A 16,386-nucleotide genomic window follows, 5' to 3' on the forward strand; every position below is an offset into this window, starting at 1 on the left:
CGTCTAGACTCCTTTTTAATGTGTGATAGGATGGAGTGATAACTAAAGGAATGAGGCTGTACTGTGGGAAGTAATGTAAAGCAACAGATCGAAGCTCAATTAAAGCAACGAATTCTATTGATCGATGGTGGTATGGGCACCATGATCCAGAACTACAAACTGGAAGAGCAAGACTATCGAGGAGAGCGCTTTGCTGATTGGCATAGTGATCTCAAGGGCAATAACGACCTTTTGGTGCTTACTCAACCTCAGCTTATTAAGGACATACATTCAGCTTATTTAGACGCTGGCGCAGACATCCTTGAAACCAATACCTTTAACGCAACCACCATTGCAATGGCTGACTATGATATGGAGAGCCTCAGCGAAGAGATTAACTTCGCTGCAGCCAAGCTAGCGCGAGAAGCCGCTGATGAGTGGACAGCGAAGACTCCTGATAAGCCTCGTTATGTGGCTGGTGTTCTTGGTCCAACTAACCGTACTTGTTCTATCTCCCCTGATGTAAATGATCCGGGCTACCGAAATGTCAGTTTTGATGAGTTAGTAGAGGCTTACTCCGAATCAACTCGTGCTCTGATCAAGGGTGGTTCTGATCTGATCCTTATTGAGACCATCTTTGATACTTTGAACGCTAAGGCTTGTGCTTTCGCAGTTGACACCGTATTCGAGGAGTTAGGTATTACTCTGCCTGTTATGATCTCAGGTACCATCACTGACGCATCAGGTCGAACGCTTTCAGGTCAAACTACTGAAGCCTTTTACAACTCACTGCGCCACGTTCGTCCTCTCTCTTTTGGCTTGAACTGTGCGCTCGGACCGGACGAGTTGCGCCCATATGTCGATGAGCTTTCTCGCATTTCAGAAACATTTGTTTCAGTTCACCCTAATGCGGGTCTCCCTAACGCATTTGGTCAATATGACCTCTCTCCTGAAGATATGGCCACTCACGTTAAAGAGTGGGCGGAAAGTGGATTCCTAAACCTTATTGGTGGTTGTTGTGGTACGACTCCCGAGCATATTCGTCAGATGGCTAATGTGGTGGATAAGATTGAGCCGCGTGCATTACCTGAACTAGCGGTCTCTTGTCGCTTATCTGGATTAGAGCCACTTACTATCGAGAAAGACACGTTATTCGTCAACGTTGGTGAGCGTACTAACGTTACTGGTTCTGCTCGATTTAAGCGTCTAATTAAAGAAGAGCTTTATGATGAGGCTCTGGAGGTTGCTCGCCAACAAGTAGAGAACGGTGCGCAAATTATTGATATCAACATGGATGAAGGGATGCTAGACGCTGAGGCGTGTATGGTGCGCTTCTTAAATCTGTGTGCGTCTGAACCTGAGATTTCTAAAGTGCCGATCATGGTTGACTCTTCTAAGTGGGAAGTCATCGAAGCCGGCCTTAAATGTATTCAAGGTAAAGGCATCGTTAACTCAATCTCCTTGAAAGAGGGTAAAGAGAAGTTTGTTGAGCAAGCAAAGCTGATTCGTCGTTATGGTGCCGCAGTTATCGTGATGGCATTTGATGAAGTTGGCCAAGCAGAAACGCGTCAGCGCAAATTAGAAATTTGTACCAACGCCTACAACATTTTGGTCGATGAAGTTGGCTTTCCACCAGAAGATATTATCTTCGACCCGAACATCTTCGCGGTTGCGACAGGTATTGAAGAACATAACAACTACGCGGTTGATTTCATTGAAGCGGTAGCAGACATCAAGCGTGATCTTCCATATGCGATGATTTCTGGTGGTGTATCTAACGTTTCATTCTCTTTCCGTGGTAATAACTACGTTCGCGAAGCGATTCACGCGGTGTTCCTGTATCACTGTTTTAAGAACGGTATGGATATGGGTATCGTTAATGCCGGTCAACTTGAAATCTACGATAACGTACCTGATAAACTGCGTGAAGCTGTAGAAGATGTTGTTCTTAACCGTCGTGATGACTCGACTGAGCGACTACTTGATATTGCGGCAGAATACGCAGGCAAGGGTGTGGGCAAAGAGGAAGATGCTTCTGCTCTCGAGTGGCGTACTTGGGCGGTTGAGAAACGTTTAGAGCATGCACTTGTTAAAGGTATTACTGAATTTATCGTCGAAGATACTGAAGAAGCTCGATTAAATGCCAGTAAACCACTAGAGGTAATTGAAGGTCCTCTTATGGATGGCATGAACGTGGTTGGTGACCTATTTGGTGAAGGTAAGATGTTCCTTCCTCAAGTTGTTAAGTCAGCACGTGTAATGAAGCAGGCTGTTGCTCACCTTGAGCCTTTCATTAATGCCTCCAAACAAGCAGGTTCTTCAAACGGTAAGATTTTGCTCGCGACGGTAAAAGGTGATGTTCACGATATCGGTAAGAACATTGTGGGCGTGGTATTGCAGTGTAATAACTACGAGATTATTGACCTGGGGGTGATGGTTCCTTGTGAACAGATCCTAAAAGTCGCTAAAGAAGAAAATGTCGACATTATCGGTCTATCTGGCCTGATTACACCATCACTGGATGAGATGGTACATGTGGCGAAAGAGATGGAGCGTTTGGATTTTGATTTACCACTGTTGATTGGTGGGGCAACCACTTCGAAAGCGCATACTGCAGTTAAGATTGAGCAGAACTACAAGAACCCTGTGGTGTATGTAAACAATGCTTCACGTGCAGTTGGAGTATGTACTTCTCTGTTATCTGATGAGCTTCGTCCGGCGTTTGTTGAGAAGCTAGATTTGGATTATGAACGTGTTCGTGATCAGCACAATCGTAAGAAGCCTCGTACTAAGCCTGTGACGTTAGAGCAAGCTCGCGCGAATAAAGTGGCTATTGATTGGGAAAGCTATACGCCGCCAGCTCCAGCTAAGCCAGGTGTACATGTTTATGATGATTTTGATGTTGCGACCCTACGTCGTTATATCGACTGGACACCGTTCTTCATGACTTGGTCGCTAGTGGGTAAATACCCTGCGATTCTTGAACACGAAGAAGTGGGCGAAGAGGCAAAACGTCTCTTTAAAGACGCGAATGACCTACTTGATAGAGTTGAGCGTGAAGGCTTACTTAAAGCTCGCGGTATGTGTGCGCTGTTCCCTGCGGCAAGTGTGGGTGATGATATTGAGGTTTATACTGATGAGTCACGCACTGAGGTGGCTAAGGTTCTTCACAACTTACGTCAGCAAACAGAGAAACCAAAAGGCTTTAACTACTGCCTGTCTGACTACATTGCGCCAAAAGAGTCAGGCAAGAAAGATTGGATTGGTGCTTTTGCGGTAACGGGTGGTATTGGAGAGCGTGAGCTGGCCGATGAATACAAAGCTGCGGGCGATGACTACAACGCTATCATGATTCAAGCGGTAGCTGACCGACTTGCGGAAGCATTTGCTGAGTACTTACATGAGCAAGTACGTAAAGATATCTGGGGTTACTCCGCCGATGAAAGCCTATCGAATGATGAGTTGATTCGTGAGAAATACCAAGGGATTCGTCCTGCGCCTGGTTATCCGGCATGTCCTGAGCATACTGAAAAAGGCGCATTGTGGGAGCTATTGAAAGTGGAAGAAACAATCGATATGTCTTTGACCAGCAGCTACGCAATGTGGCCGGGTGCATCAGTATCGGGTTGGTATTTCTCTCACCCTGATTCACGCTATTTCGCGATTGCTCAGATTCAGCAAGATCAAGTAGATAGCTACGCAGATCGCAAGGGTTGGGATACGCTTGAAGCAGAGAAATGGTTAGGTCCAAATATTAACTAGGGCCGACTAGAAAGAGAAAGGGTTGCTGTTGAGCAACCCTTTTTTGTGTCTGTTTGAATTTTTACTCTTGCTCAAATAACTCTTGGTGAAGTTTTTGAATTGCCGAACGAGAGACTGACTCATGCACTAAGAAACATAGATTGTGTGGGCTCGCACCGTAACAGATCATACGCAGGTTGAAGTCTTCAAGTGTACTGAATACTTGCTTAGCGTAACCCTTGCTTTCACTCATATTGTTACCAATCAACGCCACAAGACATAGATTATGCTCAACTTCTACCGTACATAGCTCTTCAAGTTCTTTGCGTACAACTTCAGGCAGTTCCGGGGCACCACCAGAGGTATCTGTTTGATCTAGGGTTAGAGAGACACTGATCTCTGAAGTGGTAATAAGATCGACAGAGATCTTATGCTTAGCGAGGATCTCAAATACTTTTGCTAGGAATCCGTATGCGTGGAACATGTTAGCACTGCGCAGAGTAACCATAGTTTGGTTGCAGCGCAGGGCGAGTGCTCTGAATAGTGGTGAGCTTTCCACTTGTTGGCGAATCCAAGTACCGCCTTTTTCTGGCTCTTTAGATGAACCAACAAAAACTGGAATCTGATGACGTAGCGCTGGTACCAGCGTGGAAGGGTGCAGGATTTTAGCGCCAAAGTTGGCCATCTCTGAGGCTTCACTGAAGCTGATCTCTGGGATAGGTGATGCTTTAGGAGCGATACGAGGATCAGTTGTGTAGATCCCCGGAACATCTGTCCAAATCTCTAAACCAGAAGCAAGTACCGATTCTGCAATCAGCGCTGCTGAGTAGTCGCTTCCACCACGACCAAGAGTGGTTGTATTGCCTTCATCATCTGCACCAATAAAGCCCTGTGTGATCACTACATGCTCTTGGCACAATGGAATCAGTTTCTCCTGAGCAAGCTGAGAGATCTGCTCTAGCTGAGGTTCAGCTTTGCCGTAAGCGTCATTGGTGCGCAGCACTTCTCGGATATCAAATCGGACCGAAGATACACCGCGCTCCCTAAGGATTTGAGCAAAAAGGTGAGTCGACATTAGCTCACCACACGCCACTAAATGGTCGGTCAATTTAGCGCTTGACTGAAAAGATGCAGCCTCTGCAGCACTTGCAATATTATCCAGAATAAGATGGATCTCTTTTTCCACGCTCATTGGTTCTGCAAGCTGATCCAAAATCGCGTGGTGAATTTCCATTAGTTGGCTCATTAACTCTTGGCGGCGAGTTTGGTCTTGTACGCCGTTAGCCAGTTCAACTAAAAGGTTGGTGACGCCTGAACACGCACTGCTGACAACAAGCTTGGTATTTGGGTTATTCTCAATAATGGCTGCACAGCGACTCATTGCTTCAAAGTTAGCAACACTTGTCCCACCGAATTTGGCGACATTAAAAGAACCAGCTACATTAGATGCGCTCACGATAAATCTCCCGACTTCCTAAAATAAAAATTACTGTTGGTAATCCAACGTCCAATGTTTTGAAGAGAGGGTTTAGAGCAAAAAGAGAGGTGTGTATTTGAATTGTAAACCTCAGAAGCTCCTCATCATATTGGAATGATGACAGTTAATGGGATTCAGCCCAATTAACCGATAACAGAAACCCGACATGTTTCAGTTACCTCGGCACTGCTCCCCCTGAATGTTCTGTATTGGAAATGTGGTTCCACAAAACATCTACCTGGGCAGTGCTCCTCTTCTGCTTGATAGCTGTTTTATTGAACGTGTTTGCGGTACGAATGTCAATCGGTAACTCAAGATAAAGTGAAAATAAATTTAACAATTCTGTGACACTGGTTTGACCTCGAGACTTTCGGTTAATTGCTGAGGTAGTGGATTTGCTTTAGTGTGGAAGGTTCATGTCATAAACATAAGGGATAATTATGTCTAACCTGCACACTACTTCCATCGCTGAAAGCTTTTTTCCTCCTCATCGCACACTTATGGGGCCTGGGCCTTCTGATATATCTCCTCGAGTTCTGCAAGCGCTAAGCCGTCCTACCATCGGCCATTTAGACCCTTTGTTTATCAATATGATGGATGAGGTTAAGCAGCTATTAAAATATGCCTTCCAAACGGAGAATGAGTTTACGATTGCAGTTTCAGCACCGGGTAGTGCAGGTATGGAAACTTGTTTCGTTAATTTGATTGAGCCGGGTGAAAAAGTGATTGTGTGTCGCAATGGTGTTTTTGGCGAGCGAATGCGTGAGAACGTAGTTCGCTGTGGCGGCGAAGCGATTCTGGTTGATGACGAATGGGGAAAACCGGTATCGATTGATAAAGTAGAACAAGCACTTACTGAACACCCAGATGCGGTTGCAGTTGCGTTTGTTCACGCAGAAACATCGACAGGCGCCCTCACGGATGCTGACGCGGTTTCTCAAGTTGCTCGTCGTTTTAATGCTTTGACTATCGTGGATGCGGTTACGTCATTGGGTGGTGTTCCTTTGCTGGTGGACGAATGGCAGTTAGATGCTGTGTACTCGGGTAGCCAGAAGTGTTTGTCTTGTGTACCGGGCCTTTCGCCTGTTACTTTTTCTCAAAAAGCGGTTGAGAAGATGAAAGCACGCCAATCACCAGTACAGAGTTGGTTCTTAGATCAGAGCTTGGTACTGGGGTACTGGAGCGGTGAAGGAAAGCGTAGCTACCACCATACTGCACCAGTAAATAGCCTGTACGCTCTGCATGAATCGTTAGTGATTCTGCGCAATGAAGGCTTAGAGAATGCCTGGGAGCGTCACCAATCCGCGCACCGTGAGCTAAAAGCAGGCCTTGAATCTCTTGGACTAAGCTTTGTGGTTGAAGAAGGAAGTCGATTACCGCAACTGAACGCGGTGTATTTCCCTGAAGGGATTGATGAAGCGGCTGTTCGAACGCGTCTGCTTGAAGAGTACAACCTAGAGATTGGTGCAGGACTTGGTGCACTAGCAGGAAAAGCGTGGCGAATTGGCTTAATGGGTTATGGTGCTCGAAAAGAGAATGTTGCTCTATGTTTGAAAGCACTGGCGGATGTTTTGAAATAAGCTAAGCGATTCATTGAATTGAAAGGCGAACGAGTTATCTCGTTCGCCTTTTTTGTGCTAGTAAGTTTATCGCAGAGCTATTGAGCGCTACTTTGTGCTGATGACGTCGATGATTTTACCTGTGATGGACGTTGGTATTGCACTGTCGAAAAGTCTCGATTCGGGAACAGAAATTGTGCTTCGCTGCGAATCTGTTCCGCTTTACTTTCGTCACCTAAGCCTTGGTAAGCCAAGATCAGGTTGTTGTAAAAGGCAGGTCGTGGTTTCGACTTGATGATATTTAGTGACCAATCAATATACGGTTGAATCAGTTTTGGATCTTCTTGATAGAGTCCGATATTGAGATAAGTACTGTAGATATCCCAATCGTAGCGATCTTTCCAAACCACAGGGTTCGAAACCTCTTTTAGAATATCCGGATTCTTAGGCTGTGATTTCTCAAACTTGGTCAGCACATAGTTGGTGTGCAAGGCGCTCAACATATAGAAGCTCACAAGAATAGGCACGACTAAGCTTGTTACTCTAAACAAAGTCTTACTGATAACGCTGAATCCCTTTTGGTAGTGATAAGAGGTGCGTTGGTCAACCCAGTAAAGTAATACGATGAATGTAACCCAATGAATGGCTGAATGGTAAAACGGGTACTCGAGCTGCGAGTGTAAAACGATCGGAATAAACAGCGCGAACAGAGCTAACTGGGTTCCCTTTGTTGCGGTGGTTATCCTGCCAGCCACCAAAGCTGCTGCAAGTAGAATACCTATTATCGGTACGATACCGCCCTCGACACCCCAAAATAATAACTCATTGTGTGGATGGTCCATCGCTGGAAGTCCAGGGTGATAATTAGGATTGAGTTGGTGCTGACGTGCTGTGTACAGCGTGTATTCCGACTCAAATTTACCGTAGCCATAACCAGAGAATGGCTTCTCTACCATCATGTCTAAGGCTTGTGGGAATATAAACCCACGGGCATCTTCTAAATGGGATCTATTGGCTTTTTCACTAGCTAAACTATTATTCGTTTGCAAACCAATAATTGCCAAGCCTCCGATAATTCCCAGTAATACCGAACCGCACCAGCCGTAAAATCGCTTCCTCGTCGAAAATTTATAAAGGTATGGAAGGATAAGGAGAAAGCTTAATACGCTCGCCAGCCAACCTGTTCTTGATGCAATGATGATCAGCAATGGTACAGTGATTGCTGGCATCAGATAGAGCAGAAACGATTCGCTCAGCTTGAGATTATACTTGGTTGGCTGTCTCGCCAGTAGATATGCAGAAAGAACGAAACCTGTAGCGAGAAAACTCGCCATAACATTCGGCTGCTGGAAAATACCATAAGGGCGGTTGGCTTTGGTGTTGTAGCCAAACATGTTGCCCGCTTCTAAGAAAAAGTATTGGAAGTAACCAAACAGAGCTTGAATCATAACCGCAAGTACAATGAACCACAGTAAACGCTGTTTATGTTTGTTACTGAACTTGAACTGCTGAAGAAGAACGAAAAAAGCAAAACCAGTCCATAGCCCGAGTAAGCGACCTGAAGCACCGGAAGGAGCTGCGTTACTATATAGGACTGGCAGCGTAAGAATAATGCAGCTAATCAATAGCCCTATAGTGAGCTTTGAGTACTTGATGACGCGGTTATTGGCCATTTGGTAAAAGCCGATTGCCAGAGTAAAGCTCAAAGCTAGCCAAGTGGTTGGATTGAAAGAGAGCGCTAAGCCTGAACCACCAGGGTTGGGCATAAAAAAGTGCATAGCAATGAGAAAGACAACGGCCAAAGAAACCAAAAAGGGCTTATTGAGCGGAAGTTGAGTCACTTGACCCTCAAGCTGTGTACCACTGGTGTGTATTGTCGCCATAGATCCTTAACCTTATAAAAACGGGGCCTGTTCAATTAGAACAAGCCCCGATACTGTAACACTTTTCGTCCTATTCGCTGAGCGCTATTGTAGGCCTATTTCATAGTTAACATAGGCTTAAGGAAGCGAGCGGTGTGAGAACCTTCGACCAGTGCCACATCTTCTGGTGTACCAGCAGCAATAATTTCACCACCACCTTGGCCACCTTCTGGGCCCAAGTCAATGATCCAGTCTGCGGTTTTAATTACATCCAAGTTATGCTCGATCACCACGACTGTGTTTCCGTGATCACGCAGGCGATGCAGAACAGTCAGTAGTTGCTGAATATCGTGGAAGTGCAGACCTGTAGTCGGCTCGTCTAGGATATAGAGAGTTTTACCCGTATCACGCTTAGATAGCTCACGAGCCAGTTTAACACGCTGCGCTTCACCGCCAGAAAGTGTTGTGGCTGCTTGTCCAAGGCGAATGTAAGATAAACCAACATCCATTAATGTTTGGAGCTTACGTGCGATTACCGGAACTGGATTAAAGAACTCACGAGCGTCTTCGACCGTCATCTCTAACACTTCATCGATGGTTTTGCCTTTGTAGCGCACTTCTAATGTTTCACGGTTATAGCGTTTCCCCTTACATACATCACAAGGGACGTATACATCCGGTAAGAAGTGCATTTCTACCTTAATTACACCATCACCCTGACAAGCTTCACAGCGACCACCTCGAACGTTAAAGCTAAAGCGACCAGGCTTGTAGCCACGTGAACGTGCTTCTTGTGTACCAGAAAATAGTTCACGAATTGGCGTGAAGATACCGGTATAAGTGGCTGGGTTAGAACGCGGAGTTCGTCCTATTGGGCTTTGGTCGATATCGATCACTTTGTCGAAATGCTCTAAGCCTTTTATCTTCTTATACGGTGCAGGCACAGCGGTAGTGGCGCCGTTAAGCTGCGTGTGCGCGATCTTAAAGAAGGTATCGTTAATCAAGGTCGATTTGCCTGAGCCGGAAACACCAGTAATACAACTGAATAGACCTACAGGGATTGTTGCTGTCACCTCTTTAAGGTTGTTGCCTGTTGCACCTATCAGCTCAACCACTTTCTTTTTATCGATAGGAGTTCGCTCTTTTGGTACCGCAATTTCTTTAGCGCCACTTAGGTACTGGCCGGTCAGAGAGTTTGGATTGTCGATGATCTCTTGCATCGTACCTTCGGCTACGACGTTACCACCGTGAACACCTGCACCAGGGCCGATATCGATCACATGATCGGCACAACGAATAGCGTCTTCATCATGTTCTACAACGAGAACGGTGTTGCCAAGATCGCGTAAGTGAACCAAGGTCTGCAATAGTCGTTCATTATCACGCTGGTGGAGGCCGATTGAAGGCTCATCTAGCACATACATGACACCAACCAAGCCTGCGCCTATCTGACTCGCGAGGCGAATACGTTGCGCTTCACCACCTGAAAGTGTTTCTGCGCTACGAGAGAGGTTGAGGTAATTTAAGCCAACATTGACCAAGAAGTGTAGACGGTCGTTGATCTCTTTCATGACCTTTTCGGCAATTTGGGCACGCTGACCACTTAACTGCAGATTTTGGAAAAATTCCAATGCGTCAGCGATACTGAGTTCAACAATTTGCGGCAGGGTAGTATCGCCAATAAAGACATTACGTGCTTCAAGTCTCAGTCGGGTTCCGCCACAGCTAGAGCAAGACTTAGTTGAAATGTACTTGGCAAGATCTTCACGAACCGAGTTTGATTCGGTGTCACGGTAGCGCCTCTCTAACGTATTCAAAATACCTTCAAATGGATGACGCTTAACACGAATATCACCACGGTCATTAATGTACTTGAACTCTACCTCTGTGCGGCCGGAGCCTTTCAAGATGATATCTTGAGTTTTCTTTGGTAAAGCGTTGAATGGTGCAAACAAATCAAATCCGTAATGCTCAGCAAGTGAGGTAAGCATTTGGAAGTAGTAGTAGTTCTTTTGATCCCAGCCTTTGATGGCACCGTCTGCAATGCTTAGGTTGTCGTCAAGGATAATTCGGCTTGGGTCAAAGTACTGTTGTACACCAAGGCCATCACAGGTACCACAAGCACCAGCTGGATTGTTGAAAGAGAACAGTCGAGGCTCAAGCTCTTGCATGCTGTAGCCACATTTCGGACAGGCGAAGTTAGCCGAAAATACGATCTCTTCTTGATCGTTATCGTCCATCCAATCGACGACAGCGATACCACCCGATAATTCTAGTGTGGTCTCAAAAGATTCTGCTAGGCGCTGCTGAAGATCAGGGCGAACCTTAAAACGATCGACCACAACTTCGATAGTATGCTTTTTATGTAGTTCCAATGTTGGTGGATCGGAAAGATCACAGGTCTCACCGTCGATCCTAGCTCGAATAAAGCCTTGAGCCGCAAGGTTTTGTAGTGTCTTTACATGCTCACCCTTACGCTCTTTGACGATAGGAGCAAGCAGCATCATTTTCGAGCCTTCAGGCAGTTCTAGAACTTTATCCACCATTTGGCTGATGGTTTGAGCAGCAAGCGGTACATGATGATCTGGACAGCGAGGTTCGCCCACACGAGCATACAAAAGTCTAAGATAATCATAGACCTCTGTTATTGTACCCACGGTTGAACGCGGGTTATGAGATGTCGACTTTTGCTCGATAGAGATCGCCGGAGACAAGCCCTCGATGTGGTCAACATCGGGCTTTTCCATAAGAGACAAAAATTGACGTGCGTAGGCAGACAATGACTCAACGTAGCGACGTTGACCTTCTGCATACAGGGTGTCGAAAGCCAGTGAAGACTTACCAGACCCAGACAAACCCGTAATCACAATGAGTTTATCTCTTGGAATTGTTAGGTTTATATCTTTGAGGTTGTGCGTGCGAGCACCCCTTACTTCAATTTTATCCATTTCAGGCAACCATGTAATTTTCAGTGGCTAAAGTATTACATAGTGTGAGTTTTGTGCAAAGTTTTACTGGATAAAAAAACAGTACAAAAAAGGCAGCTCAATTGAGCTGCCTTTTAAAAGATGCTGAAGCCGGAGGTGATTATGCTTCTTTTTTAGTTGAGTGTTTATCTAGTTCAACTTTCTGTGCGTCTTTTTTGTATAGGTTCTCGTAGCAGAAGTTCGTTGCTTCGATATAGCCTTCAACACTACCACAGTCGAAGCGTTTACCTTTAAACTTGTACGCAAGTACACAGCCAGCTTGAGCCTGCTTTAGTAGCGCATCGGTGATTTGAATCTCGCCGCCTTTGCCTGGTTCTGTGTTCTCAATTAGTTCGAAGATATCTGGAGTCAGAATATAGCGACCAATGATTGCTAGGTTGCTCGGAGCAGTACCTTGCTCTGGTTTCTCTACCATGTCATCAACACGGTAAAGATCGTCTTTAATCATCTCACCTGAGATCACACCGTACTTGTGTGTTTCGTCCTCTGGCACTTCTTGTACAGCAACGATTGAGCAGCGGAACTGTTTGTAAAGTGCAACCATTTGAGCAAGCACACCTTGCTGCTCGTTTACACACAAGTCATCAGCCAGTACAACCGCAAACGGTTCGTCACCAACTAGCTCACGGCCAGTTAAGATAGCATGACCTAAGCCTTTCATTTCACGTTGACGAATGTACGTGAAGTTTGCTGCTTCAATCGTTTCACGAATGTTGTACAGCAGTTCTTCTTTATTAGTACCGCTGATTTGGTGCTCAAGTTCGTAGTTCTTGTCGAAGTGATCCATGATCGAGTGCTTACCACGGCCTGTTACGATACACATGCCGTCCATACCTGCTTCAATTGCTTCTTCAACGCCATATTCGATGAGCGGTTTGCTCACAACAGGCATCATCTCTTTTGGCATCGATTTAGTTGCAGGTAAGAAACGTGTACCGTAGCCAGCTGCCGGGAAAAGGCACTTTTTAATCATGGTAAAAACCCTATATCTTTAATAATTATCGAATCAGCTCTGTGTGCTGAACATTTCTGAGGGCAACTCTAGCACAGGTAATGTCGAAAATTCAGCAACAATCCGTATGCTTTATTGGAGCTACCCTCAAAAATACTGATATTGGCAAGTTATGAAATTAGGTTCTGGTTTGCCCACGCGATAGCTTGCACTCGATTCTTTACAGCCAATTTACGAAAGATTTGATAAAGATGGGATTTGACTGTGAATTCACTGATGAATAGATCCTCCGCAATTTGGGTATTCGATGCACCTGTTTGTAAGCAGCGAATCACTTGCAACTCACGAATGGTTAAGTCGACTGTGATTGGGCAAGTGCTGATGTTGACGATATTACGATAATAGAATAGCAATTGGCTGGTAATCTTTCTAGGTAACCAATTCTCACCATTAATGATCCTCGTGATGCCTTCAGCTATTTTCGGTTTGGTATCGCTGCAGTAGAACAACCCTTTTAGGTGGCCAAAGCGGATGATCTCTTGAGTTTGTAAAGGTTTTTCTACATTGAACAGAATAATTTCAAAGTTCTTCCATAAAACCGCTAGGTTAGGGAAGGCTTCAAATAGCTCTGGCAGTTGTTTGTAATCTACCAAGATGATTCGATTGCTCTGCTTTTTGTTGACGCACATTAACTCTCCCGGCGGCATCTTATACATTGGAATAGAAAGTAACTTCTCTATTTCATTGATATAAAGATGGCTTTGTTCTGGATCTAAGCATAAGAAGTGCAGTGTGCGTGTATACCTCGATACTTTCATGTGAAAGCTCCTCTATTGTTTATTAGAAAGCGTTCACACTGTCATGATGCGAATTTCATCACTAGCTGCTTAGTTATGACTTGCGTTGAATATCAATTGACCAAGTAAATGAGTGGTTTGTAAGTGGCGAAAAAAACAACACTCGTCTGAATATCATGATTTGTTACGTTTTTATTCTTTCGATTCAATAGAGAATCGGATTGCGATTTATCACTGTTAAAAAGCGTGTTATTCTTATGCGCTAAAATTTTCAAGACTATGAGTTTAGACGGAGCAAATCATGGCTAGCCGTGGAGTTAACAAAGTTATATTAGTGGGTAACCTAGGTAATGACCCTGAAATTCGTTACATGCCAAATGGCGGTGCAGTAGCGAACATTACCATTGCAACGTCAGAATCATGGCGTGATAAAGCAACTGGCGAGCAGCGCGAGAAAACAGAATGGCACCGTGTGGCTCTGTTTGGCAAGCTGGCAGAAGTTGCAGGTGAATACCTACGTAAAGGTTCTCAAGTTTACATTGAAGGCCAACTGCAGACACGTAAATGGCAAGATCAAAGCGGTCAAGATCGCTACACAACGGAAGTTGTTGTTCAAGGCTTTAACGGCGTAATGCAAATGCTAGGCGGTCGTGCTCAAGGTGGCGCACCAGCTCAAGGCGGCATGGGCGGTCAACAGCAGCAAGGTGGTTGGGGTCAGCCTCAGCAACCACAACAACAGCAGCAATACAGTGCACCTGCTCAGCAGCAAGCACCTCAACAACAAGCTCCACAACAGGCTCAACCTCAATACAATGAGCCACCGATGGATTTTGATGATGACATCCCGTTCTAAACTCTGTTTTTCGTAAATCAGAAAACAAAGTATTACAATGGAAAAGCCGCGTTTGTCGCGGCTTTTTGCTACCCGAAACTCTTAACGCTTTATTTACAACCGCAAAATATAGTATAACGTAGCAGTACGGTATAATGTGAGTTGAAAAGGATTTCGTTATTCATGAGATATACCCCAACCCTTAAGTTGAGCACCCGTTTGGTGGCATTCGTTACTGTTATTGTTATCAGTGCGATGTTTATTCTATTCATCGGGGGCACACTCTCTTTCAAGCGTATTGGGCAAGAGTATCTCGATCACTATTTGGTCGGGATTGTCGATGTCGTGGATAAAGAAATGGAAGATCCGGATGCTGCTTATTCTATGCAGCGCTGGATGCCTAAGATGCTCCAAGCCAGCAATATCGTAGAGATGAAACTCTCGAACTCCACCGGTATTGTTTATCGTTTCAAAGATACTTCTCCACAAATTGATCCCAATCGTCTCTATGAACGCACCTTTGTATTAGAGCGTAACACCGGCTACCAAATCGAGTTTAAGGCTTTGCCTCCTTATATTGGTTACAGTTACTCAATGGAAGCGATGTGGTCGATAACCTTAGCAGTTGCCCTGATCATTTTCTGTTTAGCTAGGGGAGTGCAGTGGCTCAAAGAGCAGTTAATGGGCTCCGAAATGCTTGAAGAGCGTGGTCGAATGATCCTTGCTGGGCAAGTTGAGTCTCATGCAAAAGGTGATGAGCGAGAGTGGCCATATACCGCAAGTGAAGCACTTGATGTATTGATTGAGGAGTTGCAAGACGCCCGACAGGAACGTAGCCGTTTCGATACCTTTATTCGTACACATACCTTTTTAGATAAGCTCACAGGCACTGCTAATCGAGTCCTGTTCGATAATAAACTTGAATCGGCTCTGCATGAAAGTGGTGCGCGTGGTGGCGTACTTCTTATCCGTATCGAGGAGTGGGAGCAAGTTCGAGACAATAACGACAAGCAAGTGACCGACGCTTTTATCGTTGAAGTAGGTGAAGTGTTGTCGAATATCGTCCAGCGTTACCCTGACGTTATCTTCTCCCGATACTATGATGCCGACTTTGCTGTATTTATTCCTCATCAAAGTAGTAAAGATATTGCGACACTGGCTGCCCAATGTTTGAGACAACTTGATAAATTGACCCCACCGGAACCGCTAGATGTGGATAATTGGTGCCACATTGGTGTGACCATGTATGCGGAAGGTGAGCGTCATAGCCAGATCATGGATGAAGCAGAGACGGCACTGAAAAGCGCTCAGTTAGAACGAAGTAATAACTGGAGTCGTTACCCTAAACTTAATAAGAATGAGTTGGAGCGTGGTAGCGTTCGTTGGCGAACATTACTGGATAAGGCATTGCAGCCGGAAAACTTAGTAATCTTTGCACAGCAGTGTTATCTTATGTCCAACAAAGGGCAACCTTATGAATTACATAAAGAAATTTTTGTAAGGATTCAAGATCCAGAGAAAGGCCTTCTTAAGTCTTCTCGATTCCTGCCTGCGGTAGAGCAGATTGGATATCAAGCCCAAATGGATCAATCAGTTTTGCGGGTTTTATTGAAGTCGGTAAAAGAATCTTCAGAACTGATGAATTACTCTATTAACCTAAATGTCACTCCTTTTGCGAATAAACAGCACTTTAAGTGGTTTAGAAGTGAGTTGTTACAGCTTTCAACTCAACAGCGTGCGCATTTAGGTTTCGAATTTTCAGAAGGGCATGTGATTGCACATTTAGATTACATGAGACCTGTCGCCAAAATGCTGAAAGGACTCGGATGTAAAGTAACGGTTGGTCAAGCGGGTCGAACGATTGTTAGCACTCACTATATTAAGGATTTAAAAGTCGACTTTATTAAGCTACACAGAAGCTTGGTTAAAAAGATCGATCAAAGGCATGAGAATCAACTGTTTGTACGCAGTTTGATTGGAGCTTGTGGAGACGCGCCAACCCAGGTAATCGCGGTTGGTGTAGAGACTAAATCAGAGAAAAATGCTCTGCTTGAGTTGGGAATCCATGGCTATCAAGGACGATTGTTTGATGAAGAGAGGCAAATTATTCCGGTACCACAGCCGAATAAGCCTAAGGTAAAAACAGAGTCGGTAGTTAAAGTTGGCCGAAGAAATCGATGGCGTAAGAGTAGTAGTTAAC

General features: G+C 45.0%; 9 protein-coding genes and 1 riboswitch. Of the genes, 4 read left to right on the top strand and 5 right to left on the bottom strand.

Annotation, left to right across the window (positions count from 1 at the left end; genetic code table 11):
- The first annotated feature begins 63 nt into the window (after nt 1–63).
- A complete protein-coding gene (gene metH, locus OCV50_RS01560; RefSeq protein WP_261903531.1) occupies nt 64–3,741 on the top strand; it encodes a methionine synthase in 3,678 nt (1,225 codons plus the stop codon).
- 61 nt (nt 3,742–3,802) lie between these two features.
- Here the strand turns inward: metH and lysC are convergent, their stop codons facing one another.
- Complete coding sequence (gene lysC / locus OCV50_RS01565) at nt 3,803–5,176, bottom strand: lysine-sensitive aspartokinase 3 (protein ID WP_261903532.1); 1,374 nt, start codon at nt 5,174–5,176, stop codon at nt 3,803–3,805.
- A 107-nt stretch (nt 5,177–5,283) separates the two neighbouring features.
- Nucleotides 5,284–5,461: riboswitch (Lysine riboswitch) on the bottom strand.
- A gap of 176 nt (nt 5,462–5,637) precedes the next feature.
- Here lysC and OCV50_RS01570 point away from each other — a divergent pair.
- Entirely contained in the window at nt 5,638–6,777 is a 1,140-nt protein-coding gene (locus OCV50_RS01570) for a pyridoxal-phosphate-dependent aminotransferase family protein (protein WP_261903533.1), read from the top strand.
- 77 nt (nt 6,778–6,854) lie between these two features.
- On the opposite strand, the gene OCV50_RS01575 is transcribed toward OCV50_RS01570, so the two are convergent.
- The 4 genes from OCV50_RS01575 to OCV50_RS01590 form a co-directional block, all read right to left on the bottom strand.
- Nucleotides 6,855–8,639 carry a PglL family O-oligosaccharyltransferase gene (locus OCV50_RS01575; protein ID WP_261903534.1) on the bottom strand — a complete coding sequence of 595 codons (1,785 nt, stop codon included), beginning with the start codon at nt 8,637–8,639 and terminating at the stop codon, nt 6,855–6,857.
- A 95-nt stretch (nt 8,640–8,734) separates the two neighbouring features.
- Complete coding sequence (uvrA, locus tag OCV50_RS01580; protein ID WP_261903535.1) at nt 8,735–11,566, bottom strand: excinuclease ABC subunit UvrA; 2,832 nt, start codon at nt 11,564–11,566, stop codon at nt 8,735–8,737.
- A 139-nt stretch (nt 11,567–11,705) separates the two neighbouring features.
- Nucleotides 11,706–12,578 carry a UTP--glucose-1-phosphate uridylyltransferase GalU gene (gene galU, locus OCV50_RS01585; RefSeq protein ID WP_150895903.1) on the bottom strand — a complete coding sequence of 291 codons (873 nt, stop codon included), beginning with the start codon at nt 12,576–12,578 and terminating at the stop codon, nt 11,706–11,708.
- Nucleotides 12,579–12,727: 149 nt separating this feature from the next.
- Nucleotides 12,728–13,375, bottom strand: coding sequence for a LuxR C-terminal-related transcriptional regulator (locus OCV50_RS01590; protein ID WP_239841731.1), 648 nt, complete (start codon nt 13,373–13,375; stop codon nt 12,728–12,730).
- 280 nt (nt 13,376–13,655) lie between these two features.
- Between OCV50_RS01590 and OCV50_RS01595 the strand changes: the two genes are divergently transcribed.
- Both OCV50_RS01595 and csrD read left to right on the top strand, forming a co-directional pair.
- Nucleotides 13,656–14,207, top strand: a complete 552-nt coding sequence (locus tag OCV50_RS01595) for a single-stranded DNA-binding protein (protein WP_261903536.1) — start codon at nt 13,656–13,658, stop codon at nt 14,205–14,207.
- A gap of 162 nt (nt 14,208–14,369) precedes the next feature.
- Nucleotides 14,370–16,385, top strand: a complete 2,016-nt coding sequence (gene csrD, locus OCV50_RS01600; RefSeq protein WP_261903537.1) for an RNase E specificity factor CsrD — start codon at nt 14,370–14,372, stop codon at nt 16,383–16,385.
- The last annotated feature ends 1 nt before the right edge of the window (nt 16,386 follow it).

The organism is Vibrio fortis (assembly GCF_024347475.1).
GTDB lineage: Bacteria > Pseudomonadota > Gammaproteobacteria > Enterobacterales > Vibrionaceae > Vibrio > Vibrio fortis.

What these genes read in the sequence shown, in the direction of transcription:
- OCV50_RS01570 (WP_261903533.1), top strand. Translation starts at nt 5,638, where the DNA reads ATGTCTAACCTGCACACTACTTCCATCGCTGAAAGCTTTTTTCCTCCT.
- OCV50_RS01575 (WP_261903534.1), bottom strand. Translation starts at nt 8,639, where the DNA reads ATGGCGACAATACACACCAGTGGTACACAGCTTGAGGGTCAAGTGACT.
- uvrA (WP_261903535.1), bottom strand. Translation starts at nt 11,566, where the DNA reads ATGGATAAAATTGAAGTAAGGGGTGCTCGCACGCACAACCTCAAAGAT.
- galU (WP_150895903.1), bottom strand. Translation starts at nt 12,578, where the DNA reads ATGATTAAAAAGTGCCTTTTCCCGGCAGCTGGCTACGGTACACGTTTC.
- OCV50_RS01590 (WP_239841731.1), bottom strand. Translation starts at nt 13,375, where the DNA reads ATGAAAGTATCGAGGTATACACGCACACTGCACTTCTTATGCTTAGAT.
- OCV50_RS01595 (WP_261903536.1), top strand. Translation starts at nt 13,656, where the DNA reads ATGGCTAGCCGTGGAGTTAACAAAGTTATATTAGTGGGTAACCTAGGT.
- csrD (WP_261903537.1), top strand. Translation starts at nt 14,370, where the DNA reads ATGAGATATACCCCAACCCTTAAGTTGAGCACCCGTTTGGTGGCATTC.